Consider the following 25,060-nt stretch of genomic DNA (forward strand, 5'->3'; position numbering starts at 1 on the left):
CGGGCATCCTGTTCCCGAATCCCGTTCTGGTATCGCCGTGTTCGTCGCCGCGGGGTCTTGGCGGCCGTCGCGGAGCGTGCATCCCGCCCCTCTCACCCCTTAACGCGGAGTGTTCAGCCAGGTCACAGTCGTGCCGGGGTCCGCGGTACGGGCCCGCCGACCGCCACGGGCGCGGAAGAGCGCGGACCCCGCCCACCGCCCCGCCTCCTCGGACCATCAGGGGCCCGCCGGACGGCCGGGGCGGCCGAGAAACCGCCCCGCTCGCTCCGTCGCCGCCCATCAACGGCGACCACGCACACGCGCCGCAGCCGACAGCGCTGCCGGAAGGGCCGCCCACCTGTCCTCGTCGCTGCCCTCCCGCCTCACACTCCACCGGCCCGCCGCCCGGGCGGTCCCGCAAGCGGGGTACCTGCTGGTCCGCCCCGCCGGCCTGGACCGCCGCCCGCCGGGACGGGGCCGATGGTCCGCCTCCCCCTTCAGAGCTTCTGTTCGCGGAACCAGCGTGCCGCCCCCGGGTGCAGGGGGATCCTCCCGGTCGCGATGCCCGTGCGGATGTTGATCTGGGCCGCCTCCGGGCGGCGGGCGGCCAGTTCCGAGGAGCGGGTGAACACCGTCGCCGTGACCGTCCCCGCCACGTCGTCGGGGAGGTCCGCACGGGCCAGCAGGATGTTCGGCACGGTCAGGGTCGGCGTCGCCGCCACCCCCTCGTACCCGCTCGCCGGGAGCACCGCGGGCAGGTACACCCCCGGCTCCTCCTCGGCCATCAGGTCGGCCGCGCCGCCCAGGTCCACCGCGCGCAGGCGGGTCCGTCCGGCCAGGTCGGTGATGGCCGGGGTCGGGATGCCGGTCAGCGAGAACATCGCGGCGATCCGCCCCTCCTCCAGCGCCGTCGCCGACTCGGCCTGGTTCATCAGGACGCCGTGCAGCCGTGCGCCGGTCGCCTCGACCAGCCGGCGCACCGTGTACTCGGTGCCCGAGTCGTCGGCCCCGAACGAGACCCGCTCGCCCTCCAGGTCGTCCAGCCCGCGGATGCCGGAGCCGGCCGGGACCATCAGGTGCAGGTAGCTGTCGTAGAGGCGGCACAGCGCCGCCATCCCCTCGGCGTCCCCCGGCACGGAGTCCAGGCTGACCGGCGCGATCTGCGCCGCCCCCTCCCCCAGCAGCCGCATGTTCTCCGTCGAGGCGCGGGTGCCCCGCACCTCCACCTCGGTGCCCGGCAGGGTGGTGCGCAGCTCCTCGGCCAGGGCACCGCCGATCTCCCGGTAGACGGCGCCGGGTGGGCCGGTGGCCAGCACCAGGCGCGGGTAGGGGTCGGGGGCCGGGCCGGAGCAGCCCTCGGCCGCCGGCGCCAGCGCGCCCGCCGCCAGCACGGCCAGGGCGCCGCGCAGCACCGCGCGCCGCCCGGGCGTCCCCCGTTCGGTCCCCATGTGAGCAGGATAGACATGCCGCTCCCGGTGCCCCGGCCGGGCCGCCCCCGCTCACCGCGCGTCCCCGGGCGAACACGGAAGGATGGGGAAACGTCAGAGGAATCCCAAGTTTTTCACCGATGTTTGCGTGTCCCCCGCCACAGTGACCACGCTCACGGTGTGACCGCGACGACAGCGGGGCATCGCCCGCGGCCACCGCACACTCCGCACGACCCCTGCCCCGCGTTTCAAGGAGGCACGCGCCATGTCGAGCGGCCAGGGATCCGACACCCCTGACGCCCCCGCGTCCACGTCCCCCGGGAGCACCGGCGAGGACTCCGGGAAGGCGGGCAACGGCGGTTCGTTCACCGGCAAGGCCATCGGCCTGGTCACCGGTCTTGCGGTGATGGGCCTGCTCATCCTGCTGCTGCCGGACTCACTTCCGGCCGAGGGCAAGGTGACCGCCGGCATCGCCGGCCTGATGGCCGTCTGGTGGGCGACCGAGGCGATCCCGCTGGCCGCCACCGCGCTGGTGCCCCTGGTGCTGTTCCCGGTGCTGGCCGGCGCGGACATCGGCGACGTCGCCGCCCCCTACGCCAGCGACATCATCTTCCTGTTCATGGGCGGGTTCATGCTCGCCCTGGCCATGCAGAAGTGGAACCTGCACCGGCGGATCGCGCTGACCATCGTCGCCGCGATGGGCAGCAGCCCGACCATGCTCATCGCCGGGTTCATGCTGGCCACCGGCTTCATCACGATGTGGGTGAGCAACACCTCCACCACCATCATGATGCTGCCCATCGGCGTGGCCGTGATCGGCATGGTGGCGCAGCTGCGCGACGGGCGCACCGACCCCAACTTCGCCACCGCGCTGATGCTCGGCATCGCCTACTCGGCCTCCATCGGCTCGGTGGCCACGCTCATCGGCACCCCGCCCAACGCGTTCATGGTCGGCTACCTGTCCGAGAACCACGGCATCGAGGTCGGCTTCGGCCAGTGGATGCTGGTCGGCCTCCCGCTGGCCGCGGTCTTCCTGGTGCTGGCCTGGCTGGTGCTGACCCGCCTGGTGTTCCCGCCCACGATCAAGGACCTGAACGGCGGGCGCGAGCTGATCCGCGACGAACTCCGGGCGATGGGCCCCATGTCGCTGCAGGAGAAGTCGGTTCTGGCGATGTTCCTGCTCGCCGCCGCCTCCTGGATCGGGATCCCGCTGCTGGCCGACTCGTCCGTCGGCGAGGCCGCCCCGTGGCTCGGCTCGATCAGCGACGCCGGGATCGCCATGACGGTGGCGGTGCTGCTGTTCATCGCCCCCGCGGGCAAGGGCGACGGCTCCCGGCTGCTCGACTGGGAGACCGCCGCGCAGCTCCCCTGGGGCATCCTGCTGCTGTTCGGCGGCGGCCTGAGCCTGGCCAAGCGGTTCGACGAGAGCGGCCTGAGCGGCTGGATCGGCGAGCAGGTCGGGGGCATCCCGGTGCCGCTGTGGGTTCTGGTGCTCATCGTGGCCGCCGTGGTGCTGCTGCTGACCGAGCTGACCAGCAACACCGCCACCGCCGCGACCTTCGTCCCGGTGATGGCCGGGGTGGCGGCCGGTGTGGGCGCCGATGTGATGACCCTGATCGTCCCGGCGGTGCTGGCCGCGTCGCTGGCCTTCATGCTCCCGGTGGCCACGCCGCCCAACGCGATCGTGTTCGGCTCCGGCCACGTGACCATCCGCCAGATGATGCGCGGCGGCGCCGTGCTGAACGTGATCGCCCTCGCGCTGATCATGCTGGTGATGTACACGATCGCCGGCCGGTTCCTCGACTTCGCCCTCTAGGGCGGCCGCGGGAAGGGCCGTCCCCTCCGGCCCCTCTCGCCCGAGGGCGGTGTTCCGCGTGCGTCTACCCCTCCCAGCACGCGGGGCACCGCCCTCCTCCATGTCCGGGGAGGGGCGGGGGCCGACGCGGGTGCGCCGACGCGGGCGGGCCCGCGCAGGTGCGCCGGCGCGGGCGGGGGTCAGCCGATGTTGAGCCAGATCGCCACGGCCGTCTCGGTCCCCTGGTTGGAGATCCGGTGCGGCGTCGTGGAGGGGTACATGATCGAGTCGCCGGGGTGCAGCTCGTGGGTCTCGAAGCCCACGTCCACGGTCAGCACGCCGCTGACCACGTTGCCGATCTCCTGGCCCCGGTGGCGCACGTACTCGGCGTTCTGGCTGGAGAACGCCCCGGGCGGGTACACCGACTCGAAATAGTTCAATCCGTGGACGCCCGCGGGGGACAGCCGCCGGTAGCGCACCCCGTGGTCCAGCTCCAGGGTGGCGGCCTCGTCCCGCCGGACGAGCTGCACCCCGTCGGGGGCGCCGGTGCCGCCGGGGTCCTCGGGGAACTGCGGGAACCCGGGCGCCGCGGTGTCGCCGCCGTCCCCGGCGTCCGCGGGCTCCTCGCCGAAGGCCGAGGACATGGGGGCGTCGAGCTCGGTGAGGATCTGGTAGAGCCGGGTGACCGACGGGCGCATCTTGCCGCGCTCGATCTGGGAGAGGGCACTGGCGCTGATGCCGAGCCGCTCGGCCAGCACCCGCAGGGACAGGCCCCGCCGGGTGCGGAGTTCTCGGATCCGCTCGCCGAAGCGCTGTTCATCGAATCCTGCGCGGGCGAGGGCGGTGGCGGCGTCGCTGGCTTCCGGGGAGTCGTCCATGGCGCTGTTAAGTATAGATGTCGGTCACGTGAAGCCATTGCTTTATAGCTCGTGAAGTTATAGCTTCACATCACGTGGCGGGCATCACACGTCCCGCCCGTCCGCCCAGTACAGGCCGCCGAGCCCCGGACGGAAGGACCCCATGCGCATCCTGTTGGTCAACGTCAACACCTCCGAGCGCGTGACCCGCGCCCTGGCCGAGGAGGCCCGGTCCGCGGCCCGCCCGGGGACCGAGATCGTTGCGCTGACCCCGCGCTTCGGCCCCGAATCGGTCGAGGGGAACTTCGAGAGCTACCTGTCCGCGGTGGCGGTCATGGACCGGGTCGCCTCCTACGACGGCCCCTACGACGCGGTCGTCCAGGCCGGGTTCGGCGAGCACGGCCGGGAGGGGCTGCAGGAGCTGTGCCCGGTCCCCGTCGTCGACATCACCGAGGCCGCCGCCCAGCTCGCCTGCCTGGTGAGCGGCGCGTACGCGGTGGTCACCAGCCTGCAGCGCACGGTCCCGCAGATCCGCGCCCGGCTCCGCCAGGCCGGGCTGGACACGCGGTGCGCCGCGGTGCGCGCCAGCGGCCTGCCCGTGCTGGAGCTGGAGCGCGACCACGGAGCCGCGCTGCGCGCCATCGCCGCCCAGGCCGAGCGCGCCGTGGAGGAGGACGGCGCCGACAGCATCGTCCTCGGCTGCGCCGGGATGGCCGGGCTCTCCGACGCGGTCCGCGAGGCCACCGGTGTACCGGTGGTCGACGGCGTGGCCGCCGGGGTGGCCCTGGCCGAGTCCCTGGTCGGGCTGGGCCTGTCCACCAGCCGCCGGGGCGCCTACGCGCCGCCCCGCCCCAAGCACGTGGCCCACTGGCCGCTGAGCACCGCCCTGAACGCCGCCGCCGACGCCGCCGACGGCCTGTCCGCTCCCTCCTCCGCCTGCCCCGCGCACACGAGATAGCCCGGCCCGCCCGGAGATTGCGAGGATCCCCCATGGAAGCGCCGGTCCCTGGCAGCCGTACCGGCGGCGCCCCGCCGCCGGGCGGCGGTCCCGCACCCGACGGCGACGTCGCCCCGAGCGGCCGCGGCCGCGTGAACCACCTGCTCGAAGAGGCCATCCTGCCCACCTGGCTGACCCAGCGCCCCATCTCGGTGTGGGGGTTCGCCTGGATCTGGGTGGGCCTGGCGGTGGTCATCGTGACCTTCCAGTACGGCGCCAACGGCGTCGAGGGCGGCGTCCCGCTGTCCCAGGTCATGGCGGTGGTCTTCGCCGCGACCGCAGCGCTCGCCATCATCATGACCCTGACCGCCGACATCGGCACCGAGCACGGGCTCTCCTTCGCCGTCTACCTGCGCGCCCCGTTCGGCACCGTCGGCACCCACTTCCCGTCGGTCTCCCGCGGCCTCGTCGCCGCCTGCTGGTTCGGCATCCAGACCTACCTGGGCGCCCTGGCCATCAACGGCCTGGTCGAGTACTGGACCGGGTTCGCCTTCTGGCCCCTGTGGTACGCGGTGTTCCTGGCCGTGCAGGTGGTCAACGTCGCCCTCGGCATCAAGGCGGTGGAGCGGCTGGCCTCCCTGGCGGCCCCCTGCATCCTGGCGATCTCGCTGTGGATGTACCTGACCCTGGACGGCGTGGCCGACCTGGAGGGGACCAACATCTGGACGTTCGCCAGCGAGGGCGACACCACCCTGATCGCCCTGTTCCTGGTGAACATGGTGGTGTGGGCGCCGCTGGCGGTGGACATCCCCAACATCACCCGGTTCGTGGCCACCGCCCCCGGGCGGCGCGGCTTCCTACGCCGCAACCGCAACGTCATCGTGGCCCAGTTCGCGGTGCTGCCCGTGATGCAGACCTGGATCGCCTTCATCGGCGCGGTCTCCTTCATCGTCACCGGGAACTGGAACCCCATCGACGTCATCCGCGAGCAGAGCACCGGGGCCGTGCTGGGGGTGCTGCTGGTCATGGTGCTGCTCGCCCAGTGGTCCACCAACACCGCCGCCAACGTGGTCCCGGCCGCGCTGAACTTCGTCAACGCCTTCGCGCCCCGGCTGTCCTACCGGATGGGCGTGGTGCTGGCGGGCGTCGTCGGCACCGCGGTGATGCCCTGGCTGCTGCTGGAGAACCTGTTCACGTTCCTGAGCTACTACGGCGGGTTCATCGCCGCCATCGCCGGGATCATGATCGCCGACTACTACGTGCTGCGCCGGCGCCGGGTGAACGTGCCCGACCTGTACCGCCCCGACGGGCAGTACCGGTACGCCCGCGGCTTCAACCCGGCGGCGCTGATCGCCTGGTTCTCCGCCTCGGCCATCGCGCTCTGGCAGCCCGACTACGCCTACATCATCGGCTTCCCGGTCGCCTTCGCCGTCTACCTCGTCCTGATGAAGGCGTGGATCCTGCCGCGCCACCCGCAGGCCGAGATCGACGCCGAGCGGCCGGACGAGTACCTGGCCACCAGCGTCGGGGCGAGCTGGGTCTACGACTCGGCGACCGACTCCTTCTCCCGTCCCACGGTCGCCGAGCTGCCCCAGGACCGGGCCCGCTCCGACATCTGAGGGGCGGCGGGGCGCGTCCGCCCGCGCCCCGCCGCTCCACCGTCCCGTCCGCAACGCTCGTCCGCCTCCGAGCCCGCCCGTTATTCGAGGACCCGCCATGACCGACCCGACGACGACGGCCCCATCGGCCGCCACCGAACCGGCGGCCGCCGCACACCCGGCCGTCCCCGACGGCGCCGACCCGGCGCTGTACAACGACGACATCGCACCGCTCCCGGAGAAGAAGCGCACCTGGGGCTGGTTCGAGATCTTCAACGTGTGGTCGAACGACATCCAGAGCCTGTTCGGCTACACCCTCGCCGCCACCCTCTTCGTGTCCTACGGGCTGAACGGGTGGGCGGTGTTCGGCGGCATCATGCTCGCCGGCGTCATCATCATGTTCCTGTGCAACCTGGTCGGCCGCCCCAGCGTCCGGCACGGCATCCCCTACGCGGTGGTCGCCCGCGCCTCCCTGGGGGTCTACGGCACCCAGTTCCCGACGATGCTGCGGGCGATCACCGCGGTGTTCTGGTACGGCGCCCAGACCTACTTCGCCTCCACGGCGGTGGCGCTGATGATCACCGCCCTGTTCGGCCCCGGACCGGACGCGGCGTTCCTGGGGATGTCCGCAGTGGGCTGGCTGTCCTACGCCATCGTCGCGCTGTTCCAGCTCGGCCTCTTCGTGCGCGGCATGCAGTGGATCGGCACCTTCCTGAACTGGGCGGGTCCGGCCGTCTACGTGGTGATGATCGCCCTGATGGGGGTGATCTGGTGGCGCGCCGGCGGCGGGCTGCTCTCCGAGATCGGCACCGTGTTCTCCGGCTCCGGGGCCCAGGCGACCGAGGCGAACGGCGGCGTGAGCGCGTTCTTCGCGGTCGTGGGCACGATGGTGGCCTACTTCGCGGCGGTCGTGGTGAACTACGGCGACTTCTCGCGGTTCGTCCGCTCGGAGCGGTCGATGAAGGTGGGCAACCTGCTGGGGCTGCCGGTCAGCCTGGCCGTGTTCTCGTTCCTGGCGCTGGTCATCACCGCCGGGACCGGGGTGCTGTACGGCGAGGCGCTGACCAACCCCTCCGACATCGTGGAGCAGGTGGACAACACCGCCCTCACCGTGGTGGCGGCGCTGACCTTCTTCGTGGCCACGGTGGGCATCAACCTGGTCGCCAACTTCATCCCGCCGGTGTACGCGCTGGCCAACCTGGCGCCGAGGAAGATCAACGCCTTCACCGGCGGCCTGATCACGGCGGCGGTGGGCTTCGTGATCGGCGGCCTGTGGGTGGCGTTCATCGAGGGCATCGGCATCGCCGCGTTCGTGGACACCCTGGGCGCGGTGCTGGCGCCGCTGTTCGGGATCATCGTCGCCGACTACTACCTGATCCGGCGGCAGCGCCTGGACGTGAAGGCCCTGTACTCCTCGTCGCCCGACGGCCCCTACCACTACACGCGCGGGTGGAACCTGCGGGCGATGGCGGTGTTCGCCGCGGCGTCGGTGTTCTCCATCGCCGCCGTCTGGCTGCCCGCCCTGGAGTTCCTGTCCGGCTTCGCCTGGATCCTGGGCGCCGCCCTGGGCGCCGTCCTGCACTGGGCGATCATGCGCGGCAAGGTCCGGGAGGCCGTCTCGGCCGAGTGACGCGCGGCCGAGGCGGACCGGCCCGCGCGCAGGCCCGGCCCGGTGCCCCGGCACCGGGCCGGGCCAGGTCCTGTCGAGTGAGCGCGGATCTCACGATTCCCCGGACACAGCGCGCATACCCGAGTATGCTCGAAGCATGGCCGACACCACACGCATCACAGTGACCCTCCCGACCGATCAAGCCGAGCAGCTCCGGAAGCTGACCGACAACCTCTCGGGCTACGTCGCGGAGGCGGTCGCCGAACAGATCCGCCACGACCTCCTGGAGGAAGAGCTCCGGCGCCATGAAGAGGCGTACGGAGAGTTCACTGAGGAGGAACTCGCAGAGGCACAAGAGCGCATCGATGCCGCCTTCCGCCGGGACACCGAGAGGAAGGCGGCTTGACGACCACGGTGGCCAGCGTCGTCCTCGACTCCCAGGGCCTCTCGGCCTGGGTGGAGAACGATCGCAGGGTCGAGTCCATGCTGAAGAAGTTCAGTTCCGCTCGGAGCAGGCTCGTCATCAGCGCCAACACCATCATCGAAGTGAGCCATGCGCGGTCGAACCTCACTCGCTTGAACTGGGTACTTTCCCAGATCAGGATCGAACCGGTGACGGAGAAGTCGGCCAAGGCAGCGGCTGCACTGCTCAAGGAGGCAGGCGTACACGGCCACAAGCACGCCATCGACGCCACCGTCGCGGAGGTCGCCCTGCGTCAGCCGCGGCCGGTGGCACTCCTGACGTCCGATGCCGATGACCTCATGCGCCTGTGCGGGGACCGAGTCGGGATCATCCCCGTGTGATCGGTGTGCCGTCACCGGGGCCGGCCGGCACGAACCAGGCCCCGCCGTCCTCGTGGGCGTGGTGGATGCGGGCGAGGACGCGGTCGGCCATGGGGGGCAGGCCGTCCATCGGGAACCAGGCCACCTCCAGCGACTCGTCGCCGTCGACCCGGATCCGGCCGCCCACGGGGCGGCACCGGAAGGCGATGTCGACGAACTGCACCACGTCCCCGTTGTCGTAGGTGAACGGGTCCCCGGTGACCACGCTCGCCACCCTCTCGGGCACCGCGACGATGCCCGTCTCCTCCTCTACCTCGCGGACCAGCGCCTCGGCGGGCTGCTCGCCCGGCTCCAGGATGCCGCCCGGCGGCGACCAGGCCCCGCCGTCGGCCCGGCGGTGCAGCAGCACCGCCCCCTCGTCGCCGACGGTGCCGTCACCGATGACGACGCCCGTCACACCGGTGAGGAAGAGCTTCTCGTGGCCGACGTGCTTGCGCAGCCGCAGGATGAAGTCGGGTGTGGCCATGCCGCGACACTATCGCCGGGACGGCTCCCGGGGCCCAGGGGAAGGACGGCGTGTGTAGAACAGGCAGTACCGCCAGAACAGCAGCCGCCGCACCCGTACCCCCGGCAGGACCCGGCCCGCCTCGGCGGCGATGCGGCGCAGGTCCATCTCCGGTTCGGCGACCGGCATCCCCGGCTCGTCCGGGTCGGGCACCCCGGTCAGGGCGCGCCCGGCGGCCAGCGCGCCGCCCATCGCCCACTGCGGCAGCAGCGCGGCGGCCGACGCGGCCCGGTCGTTCGCGGTCTCCTCCTTGTACAGCCCCAGCACGGCGAGCACGCCGCCGGGCGCCAGCGCCGCCTCCAAGCGGCGCAGCGCACCGCCGAACTCGGCGGCCGGGAGGTGGTGCAGGGAGGAGATCGCCGACACGAACCCGTAGGCGCCGGGCTCCAGGTCGATCTCGCCCAGCGCCGCCTTGGTGTAGCGCACGTCCAGCCGGCCGGGGGTCCGGCGGCGGGCGGCGTCCACCATCCGCGGGTCCGGGTCGATCGCGTCGACCTGGCCGGCGACGCCGGCCAGCAGGCGCGCGAAACGCCCGTCCCCGCAGCCCACGTCGAGGGCGCGGGCGCACGGACGGGGGACCCGGCCCAGCAGCAGGCCGTGGTAGTGCGCGTTGTGGTTCCAGGACAGGTCCACGGGACGGGCCTCGATCGGGGGTCAGCCGGCCTGCTTGGCCTCCAGCGCCTTCATGGCGCTCACGGCCACCGGCACGGTGCGGTGCACCGGGACCTGCCGGTGCAGCCCGACCAGCCGGACCACCTTGGTCACACGGTCGTTGGGCGCGGCGAGCGCGAGGCTGCCGCCCCGCTCCTTGACCGCGCGGTAGATGTGGATGACGGCGTTCAGCCCGCTGGAGTCCATGAACTCCAGCGCGCTCAGATCCAGGATCAGCCACGGGCCGTGCTCGCCCACGGCCTCCGTCACATGCTCCTGGAGATCCCCGGCCGTCGCGATGTCGAGGTCTCCCTCCACCGTGACGATCACGGTGTGGTTCTCGACCCGGGTGCCGAGCCCAAGCCTGTGCACGTTCACTCCTCCCAGCCCCACTGATGGTGAGGGGTCCCCATACGGCCCGACCGCGCGGCCGGGGCCGCCCGACCCGTCACCCGGGTGGGCGCCCGGCTCCCCTCGCCGGTCGCGCGCGCATCCCTGACCACCCACGGTATTAGCCGATCGGCGTCTCGGGAATGCCGATCCGGAAGTTATTTTCGTCCGCGCACGGACCGGTGAACCCCGTGTGCGCTGTGGCCTGCGTCATCAGGCGCCGCCCGGTGGGCCGCCGGAGCCGCGCGAGAACCGGTCCAGGATGCGCTCGGCGGCCTGGGTGGCGGTCCGCTCCCCCGAGCGCACGGCCTCCTCCAGGCCCGGCACCTCCGCGGCGACGCCGGGGTCGTGCACCAGCCGGTCCATCAGCCGGTCGCGCACCTGTGACCACATCCACTCCACCTGCTGGCGGCTGCGCTGCTCGGCGAACTCCCCCGACTCCTCCAGGGCGGCGCGCTGGTCCAGCACCGCCCCCCACACCTCGTCCAGGCCGTCGCCGGTGAGCCCGCTGCAGGTCAGCACCCGGGGCCGCCACACCTCGTGCACCGGCCGCAGCAGCCGCAGCGCCCGCCCCAGCTCGCGGGCGGCCCTGCGGGCGTCGTCGGCGTGCGGCCCGTCGGCCTTGTTCACCGCCACCACGTCGACCAGCTCCAGCACGCCCTTCTTGATGCCCTGGAGCTGGTCGCCGGTGCGGGCCAGGGCCAGCAGGCAGAAGCAGTCGACCATCCCGGCGACCGCCACCTCCGACTGGCCCACCCCGACCGTCTCGACCAGCACCACGTCGAACCCGGCGGCCTCCATGAGCACCATGGTCTCCCGGGTGGCGCGGGCCACCCCGCCCAGCGTCCCGGCGGTGGGCGAGGGCCGCACGAACGCGTGCGGGTCCACCGCCAGCCGGGCCATCCGGGTCTTGTCGCCGAGGATGCTGCCCCCGGTGCGGGTGGAGGAGGGGTCGACCGCCAGCACCGCCACCCGGTGGCCGCGCCCGGTCAGCGCGGAGCCGAGCGCGTCGATGAAGGTCGACTTGCCGACGCCGGGCACCCCGGTGACGCCGACCCGGTGCGCCTTGCCGCCGTGCGGGAGCAGCCGCGCGAGCAGCTCCTGGGCGCGCTCGGCGTGGTCCGGCCGCCGCGACTCGACCAGGGTGATCGCCCGGGCCAGGGTGGGCCGGTGGCCCGCCAGGACGCCCTCGGCCAGGGCGCCGACGTCGATCCGGCGCCCGCTCACTCGTGCCCCAGCCCGGCGGCGAGCCGGTCGAGCAGTCCCCCCGCCGCCTCGGCGATCACGGTCCCGGGCCCGAAGACGGCGGCCGCGCCCATCTCGGCGAGCGCCGCGTGGTCCGCCGGGGGGATCACCCCGCCGACGACGACCATGATGTCCTCGCGCCCGTGCGCGGCCAGCGCCTCGCGCAGCGCCGGGACCAGCGTCAGGTGCCCCGCCGCCAGCGACGACACCCCGACGACGTGCACGTCGGCCTCGGCCGCCTGGGCGGCCACCTCCTCGGGGGTCTGGAACAGCGGGCCCACGTCCACGTCGAAGCCCAGGTCGGCGAAAGCGGTCGCGATCACCTTCTGCCCCCGGTCGTGGCCGTCCTGGCCCATCTTGGCGACGAGGATGCGGGGGCGGCGCCCCTCCTGCTCCTCGAACGCCGCCACCTTGTCCGCGACGCTCTCCATCGCCTCAGCGGCCCCCTTCGCCGACGACGCCTCCTCCCGGTAGACGCCCTGGATGGTGCGGATCTGCCCGGAGTGGCGCCCGAACACCCGCTCCATGGCGTCGGAGATCTCCCCCACGGTCGCCTTGGCCCGCGCCGCGTCCACCGCCGCCGCCAGCAGGTTGTTCTCCAGGGAGCCGCCGCCCGAGTCCTTGGCCGCCGCCTCGGACAGCCGCTCCAGGGCGGCGCGGGTCGCGTCCTCGTCGCGCTCCTCGCGCAGTCGCCGCAGCTTCTCCAGCTGCTCGGCCCGCACCCGGCTGTTGTCGACCTTGAGGACCTCGATCTCGTCGGGGGTGTCCGGCGGGTACTTGTTGACCCCGATGACCGGCTGGCGGCCCGAGTCGATGCGCGCCTGGGTGCGGGCGGCCGCCTCCTCGATGCGCATCTTGGGGATCCCGGCGTCGATGGCGGCGGCCATGCCGCCGGCCTCCTCCACCTCCCGGATGTGCGCGCGGGCGCGGCGCGCCAGGTCGGCGGTGAGGCGTTCGACGTAGTGGCTGCCGCCCCACGGGTCGATGCTGCGGGTGGTGCCCGACTCCTGCTGCAGCACGAGCTGGGTGTTGCGGGCGATGCGCGCCGAGAAGTCGGTGGGCAGCGCCAGCGCCTCGTCCAGTGCGTTGGTGTGCAGCGACTGGGTGTGGCCCTGGGTGGCGGCCATCGCCTCCACACAGGTGCGCACCACGTTGTTGAACACGTCCTGGGCGGTGAGCGACCAGCCCGAGGTCTGCGAGTGCGTGCGCAGCGACAGCGACTTGGGGTTCTCGGCCCCGAACCCCTGCACCAGGTCGGCCCAGAGCAGCCGGGCCGCGCGCAGCTTGGCCACCTCCATGAAGAAGTTCATGCCGATGGCCCAGAAGAACGACAGCCGGGGCGCGAACGTGTCCACGCCGAGCCCGGCGCCGCGCCCGGCGCGGATGTACTCCGCCCCGTCGGCCAGGGTGTAGGCCAGCTCCAGGTCGGCGGTGGCCCCCGCCTCCTGCATGTGGTAGCCGGAGATGGAGATGGAGTTGAACCGGGGCATCCGGTTCGAGGTGTAGGCGAAGATGTCGGAGATGATCCGCATCGACGGCGCGGGCGGGTAGATGTAGGTGTTGCGGACCATGAACTCCTTGAGGATGTCGTTCTGGATGGTCCCCGCCAGCTTCTCGGGCGGCACCCCCTGCTCCTCGGCGGCGACGATGTACAGCGCCATCACCGGCAGCACCGCGCCGTTCATGGTCATCGACACGCTCATCCGGTCCAGCGGGATGCCGTCGAAGAGCTGCCGCATGTCGTAGATGGAGTCGATCGCCACCCCGGCCATGCCGACGTCGCCGGCCACGCGCGGGTGGTCGGAGTCGTAGCCGCGGTGGGTGGCCAGGTCGAAGGCGACCGACAGCCCCTTCTGCCCGGCGGCCAGGTTGCGCCGGTAGAAGGCGTTGGACTCCTCGGCGGTGGAGAACCCCGCGTACTGCCGCACCGTCCACGGCTGGTTGACGTACATGGTGGGGTAGGGGCCCCGCAGGTAGGGGGCGATGCCCGGGTAGCCGGAGACGAAGCCCAGCCCCTCGGTGTCGGCGGGGGTGTACAGCGGCCGCACCCCGATCCCCTCGGGGGTCTCCCACACGAACGCGTCCGGCCCCTTGCCGGTGGCCTCGGCCAGCGCCGCCCGCCAGTCCTCCGGGGTGTGGGCCCCCGCCGCCGGGGCGGTGCCGCCCGGCGGGACCGTGCTGAAGTCGGGGATGGCCTCCCGGCCGCCGCCCGCACCTGTGCTCATCGCCCCACCCCTAGCGTCTCGTGCAGTTCCTTGAGCAGGCCCAGGGCGTCGGCCCCGGCGTGGAGGAAGCCGTCGGCGCCGGCGGCCCGGTGCTCCCCGTCCGGCGTCCCGGCGAGCAGGACCCGGCGGGCCCCGGCCCGGCGCAGGGCCTCGACCGCCTCGGCGGCGTGCTCGTCGTAGAGCGCGTCGCTGGAGCACAGGCAGGCCACCTGCGCCCCGGCCTCGGCGAAGGCGGCGGCCGCCTCGTCCGGGCCGCCGGTGGTGCCGCCGCCCACCGGCTCGATGCCGCCGGCCTGCAGCAGGTTGGCGGCGAACGCGGCGCGGGCGGTGTGCGCGGCCACCGGACCCAGGGTGACCAGGAAGACCGCGGGGCGGGCACCGGTGGCGTCCCGGTGCGCGTCGGCGGCGTCCCGCAGCTCCTCGAACTCCTCGGCGTAGCGGCGGGCGGGCAGCACCGACCGCTCGGCCTCCTCGGCGCGCGGCGCCGGGGCCGGTTCGCGCTCCAGCAGCTCCTCGGTGAGCAGCGGGAACTCGCTGACGCCGGTGACGGGGTCGGCGCGGTGGGCCACGGCGTCGCGGCGGCGCTCCCACACCTCGTCGACCCGGTCCCGCAGCAGCCCGGAGTCCAGGGCCCGGGGCAGCCCCCCGGCGGCCTCAAGCTCCTGGAAGAACGCCCACCCCTTGGCGTAGAGGTCGGCGGTGAGCCGCTCGACGAAGAACGACCCCCCGGCCGGGTCGATGACCCGCGCCAGGCCGGCCTCCTCCACCAGCAGGGACTGGGTGTTGCGGGCGATGCGCCGGGCGAACCCGTCGGGCAGGCCCAGGGCGGAGTCGAAGGGGCGCACGGTGACCGCGTCGGCGCCGCCGACCCCGGCGCCGAAGCAGGCCAGGGTGGTGCGGAGCATGTTCACGTACGGGTCGCGGCGGGTCATCATCGCCGCCGAGGTGACCGCGTGCAGCCGCATCGACCGGTGCTCCTCGGTCAGGTGGCAGGCCTCGCACACCCGCGCCCACATGGCGCGGGCGGCGCGCAGCTTGGCGATGGTGAGGAACTGGTCGGCGGAGGCGGCGAGGCGGAACTCGATCCGCCCGGCCGCCTCCGCCAGGCCCATCCCGGCCTCGGTGAGGGCGCGCAGGTAGGCGGTGCCGACCGCCATGGCGGTGCCGAGCTCCTGGGCCTCGGAGCCGCCCGCGTCGTGCACGGGGGTGGCGTCGGCCGCCATCAGCAGCAGGCGGGGGTGGCGGTCGGCGTGCCCGCGGGCGGTGGCGGCCGCGTCGGCCAGGTCGGCGGACCGCCCGCGCATCCGCGTGCCCAGCGGGTCGATGCCCAGGCCGCCGGTGGCGCCGGAGTCGGCGCCGGCGTCGGCCCACACCCCGAGCAGGGCGTCGGCGGCGGCGCGGTGGTCGGCGCCGGGCTCCAGGTGGACCGGGGCCATGTCCAGGTACACGTCGGTGAGGGCCTCGCGCAGGCCGGAGGGGGGCAGTCCGCCGTCGCCGACCCGCAGCCACAGGGCGCCGACACCGTTCTCCAGGTCGGCGAGCACGGCGCCGCGGGTCCGCGCCGGGTCGGGGTCGGCGTGCAGCTGGCGGACCTCCCACCCGGAGGCGGCGGCGCCCTCGGGGCGCCCGCCCCGGGTGAAGGGGGCCAGGCCGGGGAAGCCGGAGTCGAGGCCGTCCTCGGGGGTGTAGAGGGGGCTGAGGGTGATGCCGTCGTAGGTGGCGGAGGCCAGCATCGCCTCGGGTTCCGAGGCGTCCGGCCCGACCTCGACGCCGCTCTTCTTCAGCACCCCTGCGACGAGCGACCGCCATTGCTCATGCGAGGCGTGCGGGAACGCGGATCCCGGGACCGGGTCGCCGCCCGTCTGACTGTCCGGCATGTCCATACTCCGAGATGCTATAGAACGGGGTTCTGCGGCTGGCAGAGCGGGGGTGCGCAGAGTGTGTCGGGGACCACGTGCCCCGAGAACGCGGGTTCAGTCCCCGTCCGGCGCGTCCGGCGGAGCGAAGACGAAGCGCTGCCGGTCGTGCACGACCACCGCGTACCCGTCGGCGCTGACCGCCTCGACGAAGGAGTCGAGCCCCTCGGCGGCCTCGTCCTTGGAGGGCGCCTCCAGGACGACCTGGGTGCTGTCGGTGTCGTCGGCGCCGCGCGCGTCCGCGTAGACGAACCCGCCCGCGGCGAAGGCGACGGACAGGGCGCGCTCGTCCTGGCCCTCGAACTCCCACAGGAGGTCGCCGGTGGCGGTGTCGAGCGCGACCATCGGAGTGCGGCCGCCGGCCTGCGGGAGCATCAGGGTGCCGGTTCCGGGGTCGAGGACGGCCCCGGCGAGCGGGTCGGGGGCGAAGTCGGGGTCGGCGGGGTTGGTGCCGGGCTCCTGGAGGGTCCACACGACCTCGCCGGTGTGCAGGTCGTGCATGGAGAGCAGGGACGGCTCCTCGGGGCGGGTCCAGCGGACGAGGACCCCGCGCACGGTCGCCTCGGAGCCGTCGGGGGCGGTGTCGTCCCCGGACGAGGGGGTCGGGGACTCCTCTGCCCCGTCCGAGGCGCCTTCCGAAGCCTCGTCCGAGGCACCGTCCGAACCCTCGTCCCCGGGTGAGTCCTCCTCGGTCGAGCCGTCCTCAGGGGCGGGCAGCGCATAGTGGCCGACGACCTGGGGGGCGGGGCGGGGGACAGCGCCATCGCCCAGGAGGTCGGAGTCGTCCCCGGTCACGCTCCACAGGGGCTCGCCGGGGTCCTCGGGGTCGCGCGCTTGGAGCAGCCCGGCGCCGTCGTCCAGGAGGAGGACGCCGTCGTCAGCGGCGACGGGCACGCCCATCCGCTCGGGGTCCGGGGCCGAGTCGTCCGGCTCCTCGAACGTGTACTCCCAGAGGGGGTCGCCGCCATCGGGGCCGCTCACCGCGAACGCGCCGTGGGGGTCCTCGGGCGACCACTCCTCTGGGCGGTGGACCGAGAACCCGGGCACGTATACGTCGCGTCCGCCGCCCTCCCAGACCGTCTCGCCCTCGTCGTCGACGACGCTCGCGCCGCCCTCGCCGGTGAGGCGCAGCGCGGGGCCGCCGTCGGCGGTGCGGGTGAAGCCGTCCACCCGCTGCTCGCCCTGCCAGAGGGTCTCGCCGTCCGAAGCGCGCTGGAGAAGGTGGCGCTCCTCGCTGTTGGAGCTGATCAGGAACGCGTCGCCGAGCGCCTGGATGCGCACGCCCATGTCGTCGTCGAGGATGTCGGGGCCGTCGGCGCCGGGACCGTGCAGGTGCCGCACCGGGTCGCCCTCGACGCCCGGGGGCCGCTCGCCCTCGAAGGCGGTGGGCAGGGGGCGGGGCGAGGTGTCCGGCGGGTCGGGCTCGTCCGGGGTGCACGCACCGCTCCCGAGGAGCACGGCCCCCGCGACGAACACGGCGCCCGCGGTGGCCGCCCGCGGGGCCCGCCGCGTGGTGCGCATTGCCCACTCCCTAGGACGACGTTCCGTAGACCGAATCCTAGAACGCCGAGGGCTCGGCGAACACGCCCCTCAGACGCGGATGGGCGGGGCGGGCCGCGGCGGCCCAGCCCCGCCGGCTCCGCCGCCGAACGCCGCGCCTACGCCGTTGATCTCGGGAAAAGCGCCCCTGAAAGCGGCCCGGTAGCGTCCTTTCTCCCGAGATCAACGCAGAGCACACCTGCCTGTCCGCGCGCCTTTTCAATCCGCGCCGGGCTCCGGCGGGACCTCCACGACGGTGCTGCCCTGGACCTCGCAGACCGCCTGCCCGGCGGTGGCCTCGGCCAGCCAGGCGCGGAAGCCGTCCAGCTCCTCCTCGCGCAGCGCCACGTCGATGCGCACGTCGGCGCCGTACTCCACGGACCGCACCGTGTAGGGGGAGGTGCGCAGCTCGCTTTCCAGGCGCCCGGCCTGCAGGTAGTCGGCCATCACCGCGACCACGAGGAGGGTGCGGCGCTCCAGCAGTCCCAGGGAGTCGAGGGTGGCGGACACGGCGCCGCCGTAGGCCCGGATCAGCCCGCCCGCGCCCAGTTTCACCCCGCCGAAGTAGCGGGTGACCACCGCGACCGCGTCGGTCACCCCGCGGTGGCGCAGCACCTCCAGCATGGGCACCCCGGCGGTTCCGGAGGGCTCGCCGTCGTCGCTGGAGCGCTGCACGCCGCCGTCCTCGCCGAGGACGTAGGCGCTGCAGTTGTGGTTGGCGCTCCAGTGGGCCTTGCGCCGCTCGGCGATGAAGGCGCGCGCCTCGTCCTCCGAACCGACACGGGCCATCGCGCAGAGGAACCGGGACTTCTTGATGTCGAGTTCGTGCTCGCCATCGCGGCTGATCGTTCTCATAGGCGCTCCGATCGTACGCCCCGGCTCGCCCGGAAAAGGTGCATTGCGGAGGAGTCGGCCCCACACGGGGGACCATGTCCCGTGTACGCGTCGGACGGGATCTCCTACGATCTCTTGACGCTCGCCCGAAGGCCGCGCTGCGCTGCGAAGGCACGGCCGCTGGAGAGCGAGGGGGGACCATGGAGGCCGCATTCATCGTCGCCGCCTTCGCCGGCGGGCTCGCCGCCGCGGCCGTCCGGCTGCCGCCGCTCGTGGGGTTCCTCGTCGCCGGGTTCGTGCTCAGCGGCCTGGGCTACGGGCCGACGCCGGAGCTGGAGGGCATCGCCGATCTGGGTGTGACGCTGCTGCTGTTCACGATCGGCCTGAAGCTGGACGTGCGCAGCCTGCTCAAGCCCGAGGTGTGGGGTCCGGCGACCCTGCACATGGGCCTCTCGGTGGCGGTGGCCGCACTCGCCCTCGGGGCGGTCGGGCTGACCGGGCTCCCCCTGCTCCAGGGCACCGCGTGGAGCGGTCTGCTGCTCCTCGGGTTCGCGCTGTCCTTCTCCAGCACCGTGTTCGCCGTGAAGGTGCTGCAGGGCCGCAGCGAGCTGGGGTCGCTCTACGGCCGCGTGGCCATCGGCGTCCTGATCGTGCAGGACGTCTTCGCGGTCGTCTTCATCGCCGCCTCCACCGACACCCGGCCGGGCCCCTGGGCGCTGCTGCTGCCGCTGCTGGTCCCCGCGGCCCCGCTGCTGCGCCGGCTGCTGGACCGGATCGGCCACGGGGAGATGCAGGCGCTGTTCGGGGTGGTGGCCGCGCTGGTGCTCGGGTACGCCCTGTTCGAGCTGGTGGGGGTCAAGGGGGACCTGGGGGCACTGGCCCTGGGCGTCCTGCTGGCCCCGGCCGCCAACGCCCCCGACCTGGCGAAGATGCTCTTCTCCCTCAAGGAGCTCTTCCTCGTGGGGTTCTTCCTGAGCATCGGGCTGGCCGGGGTGCCCGCCTGGGAGACGGTGGGCCTGGCGGCCGCCCTGCTGGTCCTGCTCCCGCTGAAGGGGGCGCTGTTCACCGCGCTGTTCCTGTGCTTCCGGCTGCGCGGGCGCACGTCGCTGCTGGCCGGAGCCGTGCTCGGCACCTACTCGGAGTTCGGGCTGGTCGTGGTGGCGTCGGCGGTGGAGCGGGGGTGGCTCACAGAGGAGCGGCTGGCGGCGACGGCGCTGGCCGTGGCGCTGAGCTTCCTGGTCTCGGCCCCGGTGAACACGCGCGGGGAGCGGATCTACCGCTCCGTCGGACCGTGGCTGCGGCGACGCGAGCGGGCCGTCCTGGTGCCGGGGGACCGGCCGATCGACCTGTCCGGGGCGCGGGCCGTCGTGCTGGGCATGGGCCGGGTCGGGCGCGGCGCCTACGACCGGCTGCGCGAGGCGCACGGGGTCGCGGTGGTCGGCGTCGAGCACGACCCGGCGACGGTGGCGCGGCTGCGCAGGGCGGGCTACCGGGTCGTGGAGGGCGACGCCACGGACTCCGACTTCTGGGACCGGCTCTCCCTGTCCGAGGAGATCGGGCTCGTCATCCTGGCCATGCCCCACCAGCGGGGCAATCTGGCCGCGCTGGAGAGCCTGGGCGCCACCGGGCACCGCCCGGTGGTGGCGGGGGTGGTCTCCCACGCCGAGGAGATCGGCGAGCTGCGGGCGCGCGGCGCCGACGAGGTGCACCACCTGTACGGGGAGGCGGGCCGCGCCCTCGCCGACGACGCGGTGCGCCGCACAATGGAGGGATGACGGAGGACACGGCGGGCACGGCGGACGGCCCCGGGGGCACGGCGGCCGGAGAAGCGTTCGGCGAACGGGCGATCGGCGCGGCCGGGGCGCTGGCGGACCCGGTGCGGCGCAGGCTCTACCGGTACGTGTGCGAGCGGGGCGAGGCGGGGCGGAGCGACGCCGCCGAGGCCCTGGGGATCACCCGCACGCTGGCCGCGTTCCACCTGGACCGGCTGGCCGGGGCCGGGCTGCTGGAAGTGGAGCGGCGGCGGCTCTCCGGGCGGCAGGGGCCGGGGGCCGGCCGCCCGGCGAAGGTGTACCGGCGCTCGGGGCAGGAGGTGAGCCTGCACCTGCCGCCGCGCGACTATGAGGCGGCGGCGCGGCTGCTCGCCGAGGCGGTCGAGCGGGCGGGGGCCGAGGAGGCGCTGTACGCGGTCGCGCGCGAGGAGGGGCGGCGGCGCGCGGCGGAGGCCGAGGGCGCGGGGAGCGCCGGGGCGCCCGTCCGGCTGGAGGAGGTGGCCCGCGCGCTCGCCGCGTGCGGGTACGAGCCGGTCGCTCCGGCCGCGGGGCAGGAGGGCGGCGAGGGTGGCGAGGGTGGCGAAGTGCGCCTGCGCAACTGCCCGTTCCGGTCGCTGGCCGCCGATTTCCCGCCGCTGACCTGCGGAATGAACCTGGAGCTGCTGCGCGGGACGGTCGAGCGGTGGGGCGGGTTCCAGGCGCGGACGGCCCCGGAGCCGGGGGGATGCTGCGTCGCCATCTCTAAAAACAATGAAGATTGACATAGAGGCGCGCGCCGTGCTCTGCTGACCGGCATGAGCGATCACCACCTCGCCCAGATGAACATCGGCGCCCTCCGCGCCCCGCTCGACGACCCCTCGATGGCGGACTTCGTCACCGCCCTGGACCCCGTCAACGCGCTCGCCGACGCCGCGCCGGGGTTCGTCTGGCGCCTCACCGACGAGGGCGCGAACGACGCCACCGCCACCCGCCCGTTCGGACCGGACGTCATCGTCAACATGTCGGTGTGGGAGGACGTGGAGTCGCTGCGCGCCTTCACCTACCGCAGCGCCGACCACCTCGACCTCCTCCGGCGGCGGCGCGACTGGTTCGTCCCCCTGGGGCGCCCGGGCCTGGTCCTGTGGTGGGTGCCGGCGGGGCGGCTCCCGACACCGGAGGAGGGCGGGGAGCGGCTCGAACTCCTGAGGGCGAACGGCCCCGGGCCGGACGCGTTCACCTTCCGGGACCCCTACCCCGCGCCGGGGGCCCACACCGGGCGGGAGCGCGTCACCGAGCCGGGGTAGGCGCCGCCCCGGATGAAGCTCAGCGTGTCACCGGTCGCACTCAGGGTAGCTACCATCGGCGACAGCGACTCGGCTCATCCAGGGGTGGACGACATGGACCTGACACGGCACCTGACCCGGACGATCGCCGGACTGGCGCTGCTTCCGCTGCTCGCGGCGGGCTGCGACGGCGGCGGGGACGGCAACGGCGGCGGAGGCGGGGGCAGCTACGGCGCCGGAGAGGAGTCGTCGCCCTCCCCCACGGAGGAAGGGGGCGGCACCGAGGAGGCGCAGGCGAATCTGGCCGACGTGAGCGAGGAGTTCGAGCCCTACTCCGAGGGGGCGGCCGCGGTGACCTACGACGAGGACGCGGTCCCGGCCGGGGCGGGTGTGGAGCTGGCGATCTCCTCGGAGGGCGCGGACGAGGGAGCGGACGAGGACGCCGACGACCAGGAGGGCGACGACGGCGGCACCGAGTTCTCGCTCCGCGTCACCGGGCTGACGCCCGACCGCGACTACGGGGCGCACATGCACACCGGGGCCTGCGGGGAGAAGCCCGACGACTCCGGGCCGCACTACCAGGACCAGAAGGACCCCGAGCAGCCCTCGTCCGACCCGAAGTACGCCAACGACGACAACGAGGTGTGGCTGGACTTCACCACCGACTCCGACGGCAACGCCGACTCCGACGCGGACGTGGACTGGGCCCCGCGCTCCGGGGAGATGAAGTCGCTGGTGATCCACGACCAGCACACCAAGACCGGCGAGGGCGAGGCGGGTTCCGCCGGTGACCGCCTGGCCTGCGTGAACGTGAAGCTCTGACCCGCCCGGCGCCGCGAGGGGCCGTGCCTCACGCCTTGACCAGGCGCCTGAGCAGCAGGCGCTCCCCGACCGCCCACGCCGTGCTGGTCGCCAGGTAGAGCCCGGCGGCCAGCGGGACCACCGCCGCGACGGCGACCGTCATGAACGGCAGGTAGGTCATCACGCCCATGCCCGGGAGCGCCGGGGCGCCGTCCCGGCCCCCGCCGTCGGCCCCCGGCCCGGCCTGCCGCATCGCGGGCAGGGTCAGCCACCTGCGCGAGGCCCACGCGGCGGCGGCGACCGCGGCGATGAGCACGGCGAAGACCGCCACCGCCCCGGGGCCGGCGGCCAGGGCGTCGGTGAGGGTGGCGCCCAGCGGCACCGGGCCCAGGGTGTGCTCCAGCAGGCCGTTGGGGCCGCCGGAGACCTCGGGGCTGATGAACAGGCCGTAGAGGACGAGGAACACCGGGGTCTGGGCGAGCATCGGCAGGCACCCGGCCAGCGGCGTGGTGCCCTCCTCGGCGTAGACCCGCTGCTGCTCCTCGACCAGGCGCTGCGGGTTCTTTCCGTGCTTGCGCTGGAGCTCGCGGATGCGCGGGGCCAGGCGGGCGCGCTGCTTCTCGGCGCGCACCTGGGCGCGGGACAGGGGCAGCACGGCCAGGCGGACGAGGATGGTCAGGGCGATGACCGCGGCGGCGGCCGCGGCGCCCCCGAAGAGCGGGGCGAGCAGGGCGGTGATGGCGGAGACGGCGGTGGAGGCCGCGGCGATGGCGGCCGCGATCGGTCCGAACGTGTACATGGGAACCCCTCGGCGGCGGGTCGGCTGGTGGTCGCCGGACGCGGCCGCGCTCCGCCGCAGGGGGCGGCGGTCAGGCGGCCACGGGGACCGCGCCGGGAGCCCTCGGACGGGGCTTGCCCGCGGCGTCGGGATCGCGCTGCGGGGGAACGGGGGCGGCGTCGGAGCGGCGCCGCATGGAGCCGCGGCGCGCCTCGCCGGAGTCGGGGAGGAACAAGGCGCTGAGCCCGCGCACGACGGCGCAGGCCAGGGCGGTGCTCACGGTGACGACGGCGAGCAGGGCGACCGCGCCGAGCAGCGGGGCCGACCCGTCGGTGACGGGGGCGCCGCCGGGGGCCCACCCGGAGGGACCGAGGAGGAGCGCGGTGAACAGCGCGTAGATGAAGGCCATGCCCGCGCCCCCTCCTCTCAGCGCCGCCGGTGGTCACGTTTCCTTCCGACGTTACGCCCCCTCCGACGTAAAACGGGCGCGCAGAGTTCCCGGCACTTCACCCGATCGGGCGACACACCTCCGATGGAGTGCGATCGACCACGTAGGGCGACCGATAATCACGACACGTGACCATCACCCCCGCCGCTCCGAAGGGACCGCCGTGCCGATCCGCTCCGCGAACCTCGCCACCATGTCCGCCACCATCGCCGGCGCGAAGGCCGGGACGCGGGGCGGCCCGGGCAGCGCGGTGGTGGTGTTCGAGTCCGGCCACCGCCAGGAGGTGGAGGGCGGCGGCTGCCGCCGCCTGGACGCCGAGCAGGGCGGGGTGGTGTCGGTGGAGACGGAGAAGGCGACCAGATTCGCCCTGTTCAAGGGCACGAGCTGCCAGGGAGGCAAGGCCGACGCCACCGGCACGGGCCCCGTGACCTTCGGCGTCCCGGTCCTGGCGGGCGCCATCGTCCTGGGCTGAGACACCGGAAGAGCAGGTCCCCCGCTTGCGGCCCCGGCCGGGCGGCGGGCCGTCGGAGTGCGAGGCGGAGCGGCGACACCCGAGGCGGGCGGCCCTTGAGGCAGCACCGTCGACCGTCGGGCGTGTGCGTGGTCACCGGGCTTGGCGGCGACGAGGACAGGTGGGCGGCCCTACCTGCAGCGTCGTCGGGCGTCGGGCGTGTGCGTGGTCACCGGGCTTGGCAGCGACGGCAGAAGCGGGCGGTTCCCCGGCCGTACCAACCGTCCGTCCGGTAGCTCGCGGTTCATGCAGACGGCTGAACAGGTACCCCACTCACGGCCCCCACCCGGGCGGCGGGCAACCGGAGTGCAAGGTCGCAAGGGCGGCGACGACAAAGGTCAGCGGTCCTTGCGGCAGCGCTGTCGGCCGCGGCGCGTGTGCGCGGTCGCCGTGGAAGGCGGCAACGACGAAGGGCAGCGGCCCTATCTGCAGCGCTGTCGGCTGGCGGGCGTGTGCGGTCACCGTGATGGGCGGCGACGGAGAGAGCCGGGCGGTTCCCCGGCCCCGCCAGCCGTCCGGCGGGCCCCGGATGGTCCGGATGGGCGGCTCGGTCGGCGGGGGGCGCGCTCTTCCGCCCCGTGACGGTCGGCGGGCCCGCACCGCGGACCCCGGCACGGCTATGACCTGGGCAAACACTCCGCGTTAAGGGGGGGGAGGGGCGGGATGCGCGCTCGGCGACACCCGCCAAGGCCCCGGGGCGCCGAACACGGCGACACCAGAACGGGATTCGGGAACAGAATGCCCGATTCGTACCCGTTCGACCTGCCGGGATCCCCGTCCGGGGCGGCGACGAGGCCACCCGGGCCCCTCGGCCGTACACCCGGGGCCCACGAGGGGCCGATATCGCCTACACGCAGTGACGCCGGGCCCGGCAAACGGCTCCGATGCGCCATTTAGGGGCCTTCTGGGGCCGAATCCCGTTCTGGTATCGCGATGACCGCACGCCCGCGCCGCCCGCAAGGCCGGTCCGGGCGCCGAACAGGGCGCAGGAGGGCGTCCGGCGCCCTTGGAACCGGACAAACGGGGCGCCGTGCCGGTATGGGCTCGGCCGGAACCCCCGATCCGGGCCTCTCTGGCGCCCCAGGGCCATCCTGGGTCGTGAAACCGACGCCTGATCAGCCCAAAAGCGTCGATCTCA

23 protein-coding genes are annotated in these 25,060 nt (G+C 73.9%); 11 read left to right on the plus strand and 12 right to left on the minus strand.

The window, feature by feature from the left end; translation table 11 throughout:
* Positions 1–476: 476 nt before the first annotated feature.
* On the minus strand, positions 477–1,427 hold the full coding sequence (locus O4J56_RS25895) for a TAXI family TRAP transporter solute-binding subunit (RefSeq protein WP_270689387.1): 951 nt from the start codon (positions 1,425–1,427) through the stop codon (positions 477–479).
* A gap of 244 nt (positions 1,428–1,671) precedes the next feature.
* On the opposite strand from O4J56_RS25895, the gene O4J56_RS25900 reads away from it, so the two are divergent.
* Positions 1,672–3,222: an SLC13 family permease gene (locus O4J56_RS25900; protein ID WP_270689388.1), complete on the plus strand. Its 1,551-nt coding sequence runs from the start codon at positions 1,672–1,674 to the stop codon at positions 3,220–3,222.
* 179 nt (positions 3,223–3,401) lie between these two features.
* On the opposite strand, the gene O4J56_RS25905 is transcribed toward O4J56_RS25900, so the two are convergent.
* The gene (locus O4J56_RS25905) at positions 3,402–4,079 is read right to left on the minus strand and encodes a helix-turn-helix domain-containing protein (protein WP_270689389.1); all 678 of its coding nucleotides are present in this window, start codon (positions 4,077–4,079) and stop codon (positions 3,402–3,404) included.
* A 142-nt stretch (positions 4,080–4,221) separates the two neighbouring features.
* Between O4J56_RS25905 and O4J56_RS25910 the strand changes: the two genes are divergently transcribed.
* The 5 genes from O4J56_RS25910 to O4J56_RS25930 all read left to right on the plus strand — a co-directional run bounded on the left by O4J56_RS25910 (position 4,222) and on the right by O4J56_RS25930 (position 9,006).
* A complete protein-coding gene (locus O4J56_RS25910) occupies positions 4,222–5,016 on the plus strand; it encodes an aspartate/glutamate racemase family protein (RefSeq protein WP_270689391.1) in 795 nt (264 codons plus the stop codon).
* Between the two features lie 32 nt (positions 5,017–5,048).
* Positions 5,049–6,614, plus strand: coding sequence for an NCS1 family transporter (locus O4J56_RS25915; protein ID WP_270689392.1), 1,566 nt, complete (start codon positions 5,049–5,051; stop codon positions 6,612–6,614).
* 97 nt (positions 6,615–6,711) lie between these two features.
* Complete coding sequence (locus O4J56_RS25920; RefSeq protein ID WP_270689394.1) at positions 6,712–8,223, plus strand: NCS1 family nucleobase:cation symporter-1; 1,512 nt, start codon at positions 6,712–6,714, stop codon at positions 8,221–8,223.
* A gap of 136 nt (positions 8,224–8,359) precedes the next feature.
* The gene (locus O4J56_RS25925) at positions 8,360–8,608 is read left to right on the plus strand and encodes a type II toxin-antitoxin system CcdA family antitoxin (protein WP_270689396.1); all 249 of its coding nucleotides are present in this window, start codon (positions 8,360–8,362) and stop codon (positions 8,606–8,608) included.
* On the plus strand, positions 8,605–9,006 hold the full coding sequence (locus O4J56_RS25930) for a PIN domain-containing protein (protein WP_270689397.1): 402 nt from the start codon (positions 8,605–8,607) through the stop codon (positions 9,004–9,006). Before O4J56_RS25925 ends, O4J56_RS25930 begins: the two co-directional genes overlap by 4 nt.
* On the opposite strand, the gene O4J56_RS25935 is transcribed toward O4J56_RS25930, so the two are convergent.
* The 8 genes from O4J56_RS25935 to O4J56_RS25970 form a co-directional block, all read right to left on the minus strand.
* Positions 8,993–9,511 carry an NUDIX hydrolase gene (locus tag O4J56_RS25935; protein ID WP_270689399.1) on the minus strand — a complete coding sequence of 173 codons (519 nt, stop codon included), beginning with the start codon at positions 9,509–9,511 and terminating at the stop codon, positions 8,993–8,995. The genes O4J56_RS25930 and O4J56_RS25935 overlap by 14 nt on opposite strands.
* A gap of 9 nt (positions 9,512–9,520) precedes the next feature.
* Positions 9,521–10,183: a class I SAM-dependent methyltransferase gene (locus tag O4J56_RS25940; RefSeq protein ID WP_270689401.1), complete on the minus strand. Its 663-nt coding sequence runs from the start codon at positions 10,181–10,183 to the stop codon at positions 9,521–9,523.
* Between the two features lie 21 nt (positions 10,184–10,204).
* Positions 10,205–10,573 (minus strand): STAS domain-containing protein, encoded by a 369-nt coding sequence (locus O4J56_RS25945; RefSeq protein ID WP_017626093.1) that lies wholly within the window; start codon positions 10,571–10,573, stop codon positions 10,205–10,207.
* A gap of 231 nt (positions 10,574–10,804) precedes the next feature.
* Complete coding sequence (meaB, locus tag O4J56_RS25950) at positions 10,805–11,818, minus strand: methylmalonyl Co-A mutase-associated GTPase MeaB (RefSeq protein WP_270689402.1); 1,014 nt, start codon at positions 11,816–11,818, stop codon at positions 10,805–10,807.
* Complete coding sequence (scpA, locus tag O4J56_RS25955) at positions 11,815–14,061, minus strand: methylmalonyl-CoA mutase (RefSeq protein ID WP_270689403.1); 2,247 nt, start codon at positions 14,059–14,061, stop codon at positions 11,815–11,817. The genes meaB and scpA overlap by 4 nt, the downstream gene beginning before the upstream one ends.
* A complete protein-coding gene (locus O4J56_RS25960) occupies positions 14,058–15,944 on the minus strand; it encodes a methylmalonyl-CoA mutase subunit beta (protein ID WP_270689404.1) in 1,887 nt (628 codons plus the stop codon). The genes scpA and O4J56_RS25960 overlap by 4 nt, the downstream gene beginning before the upstream one ends.
* A 90-nt stretch (positions 15,945–16,034) precedes the next feature.
* A complete protein-coding gene (locus O4J56_RS25965; RefSeq protein ID WP_270689405.1) occupies positions 16,035–17,498 on the minus strand; it encodes an outer membrane protein assembly factor BamB family protein in 1,464 nt (487 codons plus the stop codon).
* A 237-nt stretch (positions 17,499–17,735) separates the two neighbouring features.
* Positions 17,736–18,371, minus strand: a complete 636-nt coding sequence (locus O4J56_RS25970; protein WP_270689406.1) for a YigZ family protein — start codon at positions 18,369–18,371, stop codon at positions 17,736–17,738.
* Positions 18,372–18,550: 179 nt separating this feature from the next.
* Here O4J56_RS25970 and O4J56_RS25975 point away from each other — a divergent pair, with 179 nt between their 5' ends.
* The 4 genes from O4J56_RS25975 to O4J56_RS25990 all read left to right on the plus strand — a co-directional run bounded on the left by O4J56_RS25975 (position 18,551) and on the right by O4J56_RS25990 (position 22,206).
* On the plus strand, positions 18,551–20,125 hold the full coding sequence (locus tag O4J56_RS25975; RefSeq protein ID WP_270689407.1) for a cation:proton antiporter family protein: 1,575 nt from the start codon (positions 18,551–18,553) through the stop codon (positions 20,123–20,125).
* Positions 20,122–20,883, plus strand: coding sequence for a helix-turn-helix transcriptional regulator (locus O4J56_RS25980; protein ID WP_270689408.1), 762 nt, complete (start codon positions 20,122–20,124; stop codon positions 20,881–20,883). Before O4J56_RS25975 ends, O4J56_RS25980 begins: the two co-directional genes overlap by 4 nt.
* 33 nt (positions 20,884–20,916) lie before the next feature.
* Positions 20,917–21,405 (plus strand): DUF3291 domain-containing protein, encoded by a 489-nt coding sequence (locus O4J56_RS25985; RefSeq protein ID WP_270689409.1) that lies wholly within the window; start codon positions 20,917–20,919, stop codon positions 21,403–21,405.
* Positions 21,406–21,498: 93 nt separating this feature from the next.
* Positions 21,499–22,206 carry a superoxide dismutase family protein gene (locus O4J56_RS25990; protein ID WP_270689410.1) on the plus strand — a complete coding sequence of 236 codons (708 nt, stop codon included), beginning with the start codon at positions 21,499–21,501 and terminating at the stop codon, positions 22,204–22,206.
* Positions 22,207–22,234: 28 nt separating this feature from the next.
* Here O4J56_RS25990 and O4J56_RS25995 read toward each other — a convergent pair whose 3' ends face one another.
* Positions 22,235–22,984 carry a YidC/Oxa1 family membrane protein insertase gene (locus tag O4J56_RS25995; protein WP_270689411.1) on the minus strand — a complete coding sequence of 250 codons (750 nt, stop codon included), beginning with the start codon at positions 22,982–22,984 and terminating at the stop codon, positions 22,235–22,237.
* Between the two features lie 70 nt (positions 22,985–23,054).
* The gene (locus tag O4J56_RS26000; protein ID WP_270689412.1) at positions 23,055–23,372 is read right to left on the minus strand and encodes a DUF6412 domain-containing protein; all 318 of its coding nucleotides are present in this window, start codon (positions 23,370–23,372) and stop codon (positions 23,055–23,057) included.
* Between the two features lie 202 nt (positions 23,373–23,574).
* Between O4J56_RS26000 and O4J56_RS26005 the strand changes: the two genes are divergently transcribed.
* Positions 23,575–23,883, plus strand: a complete 309-nt coding sequence (locus tag O4J56_RS26005) for a hypothetical protein (protein ID WP_017626082.1) — start codon at positions 23,575–23,577, stop codon at positions 23,881–23,883.
* The last annotated feature ends 1,177 nt before the right edge of the window (positions 23,884–25,060 follow it).

Origin of the sequence: Nocardiopsis endophytica, from assembly GCF_027706725.1 — a bacterium.
In the GTDB taxonomy this organism is placed as follows: Bacteria; Actinomycetota; Actinomycetes; order Streptosporangiales; family Streptosporangiaceae; genus Nocardiopsis_A; species Nocardiopsis_A endophytica.

What these genes read in the sequence shown, in the direction of transcription:
- O4J56_RS25895 (WP_270689387.1), bottom strand. Translation starts at nt 1,427, where the DNA reads ATGGGGACCGAACGGGGGACGCCCGGGCGGCGCGCGGTGCTGCGCGGC.
- O4J56_RS25900 (WP_270689388.1), top strand. Translation starts at nt 1,672, where the DNA reads ATGTCGAGCGGCCAGGGATCCGACACCCCTGACGCCCCCGCGTCCACG.
- O4J56_RS25905 (WP_270689389.1), bottom strand. Translation starts at nt 4,079, where the DNA reads ATGGACGACTCCCCGGAAGCCAGCGACGCCGCCACCGCCCTCGCCCGC.
- O4J56_RS25910 (WP_270689391.1), top strand. Translation starts at nt 4,222, where the DNA reads ATGCGCATCCTGTTGGTCAACGTCAACACCTCCGAGCGCGTGACCCGC.
- O4J56_RS25915 (WP_270689392.1), top strand. Translation starts at nt 5,049, where the DNA reads ATGGAAGCGCCGGTCCCTGGCAGCCGTACCGGCGGCGCCCCGCCGCCG.
- O4J56_RS25920 (WP_270689394.1), top strand. Translation starts at nt 6,712, where the DNA reads ATGACCGACCCGACGACGACGGCCCCATCGGCCGCCACCGAACCGGCG.
- O4J56_RS25925 (WP_270689396.1), top strand. Translation starts at nt 8,360, where the DNA reads ATGGCCGACACCACACGCATCACAGTGACCCTCCCGACCGATCAAGCC.
- O4J56_RS25935 (WP_270689399.1), bottom strand. Translation starts at nt 9,511, where the DNA reads ATGGCCACACCCGACTTCATCCTGCGGCTGCGCAAGCACGTCGGCCAC.
- scpA (WP_270689403.1), bottom strand. Translation starts at nt 14,061, where the DNA reads ATGAGCACAGGTGCGGGCGGCGGCCGGGAGGCCATCCCCGACTTCAGC.
- O4J56_RS25960 (WP_270689404.1), bottom strand. Translation starts at nt 15,944, where the DNA reads ATGGACATGCCGGACAGTCAGACGGGCGGCGACCCGGTCCCGGGATCC.
- O4J56_RS25965 (WP_270689405.1), bottom strand. Translation starts at nt 17,498, where the DNA reads ATGCGCACCACGCGGCGGGCCCCGCGGGCGGCCACCGCGGGCGCCGTG.
- O4J56_RS25970 (WP_270689406.1), bottom strand. Translation starts at nt 18,371, where the DNA reads ATGAGAACGATCAGCCGCGATGGCGAGCACGAACTCGACATCAAGAAG.
- O4J56_RS25975 (WP_270689407.1), top strand. Translation starts at nt 18,551, where the DNA reads ATGGAGGCCGCATTCATCGTCGCCGCCTTCGCCGGCGGGCTCGCCGCC.
- O4J56_RS25980 (WP_270689408.1), top strand. Translation starts at nt 20,122, where the DNA reads ATGACGGAGGACACGGCGGGCACGGCGGACGGCCCCGGGGGCACGGCG.
- O4J56_RS25985 (WP_270689409.1), top strand. Translation starts at nt 20,917, where the DNA reads ATGAGCGATCACCACCTCGCCCAGATGAACATCGGCGCCCTCCGCGCC.
- O4J56_RS25990 (WP_270689410.1), top strand. Translation starts at nt 21,499, where the DNA reads ATGGACCTGACACGGCACCTGACCCGGACGATCGCCGGACTGGCGCTG.
- O4J56_RS25995 (WP_270689411.1), bottom strand. Translation starts at nt 22,984, where the DNA reads ATGTACACGTTCGGACCGATCGCGGCCGCCATCGCCGCGGCCTCCACC.
- O4J56_RS26000 (WP_270689412.1), bottom strand. Translation starts at nt 23,372, where the DNA reads ATGGCCTTCATCTACGCGCTGTTCACCGCGCTCCTCCTCGGTCCCTCC.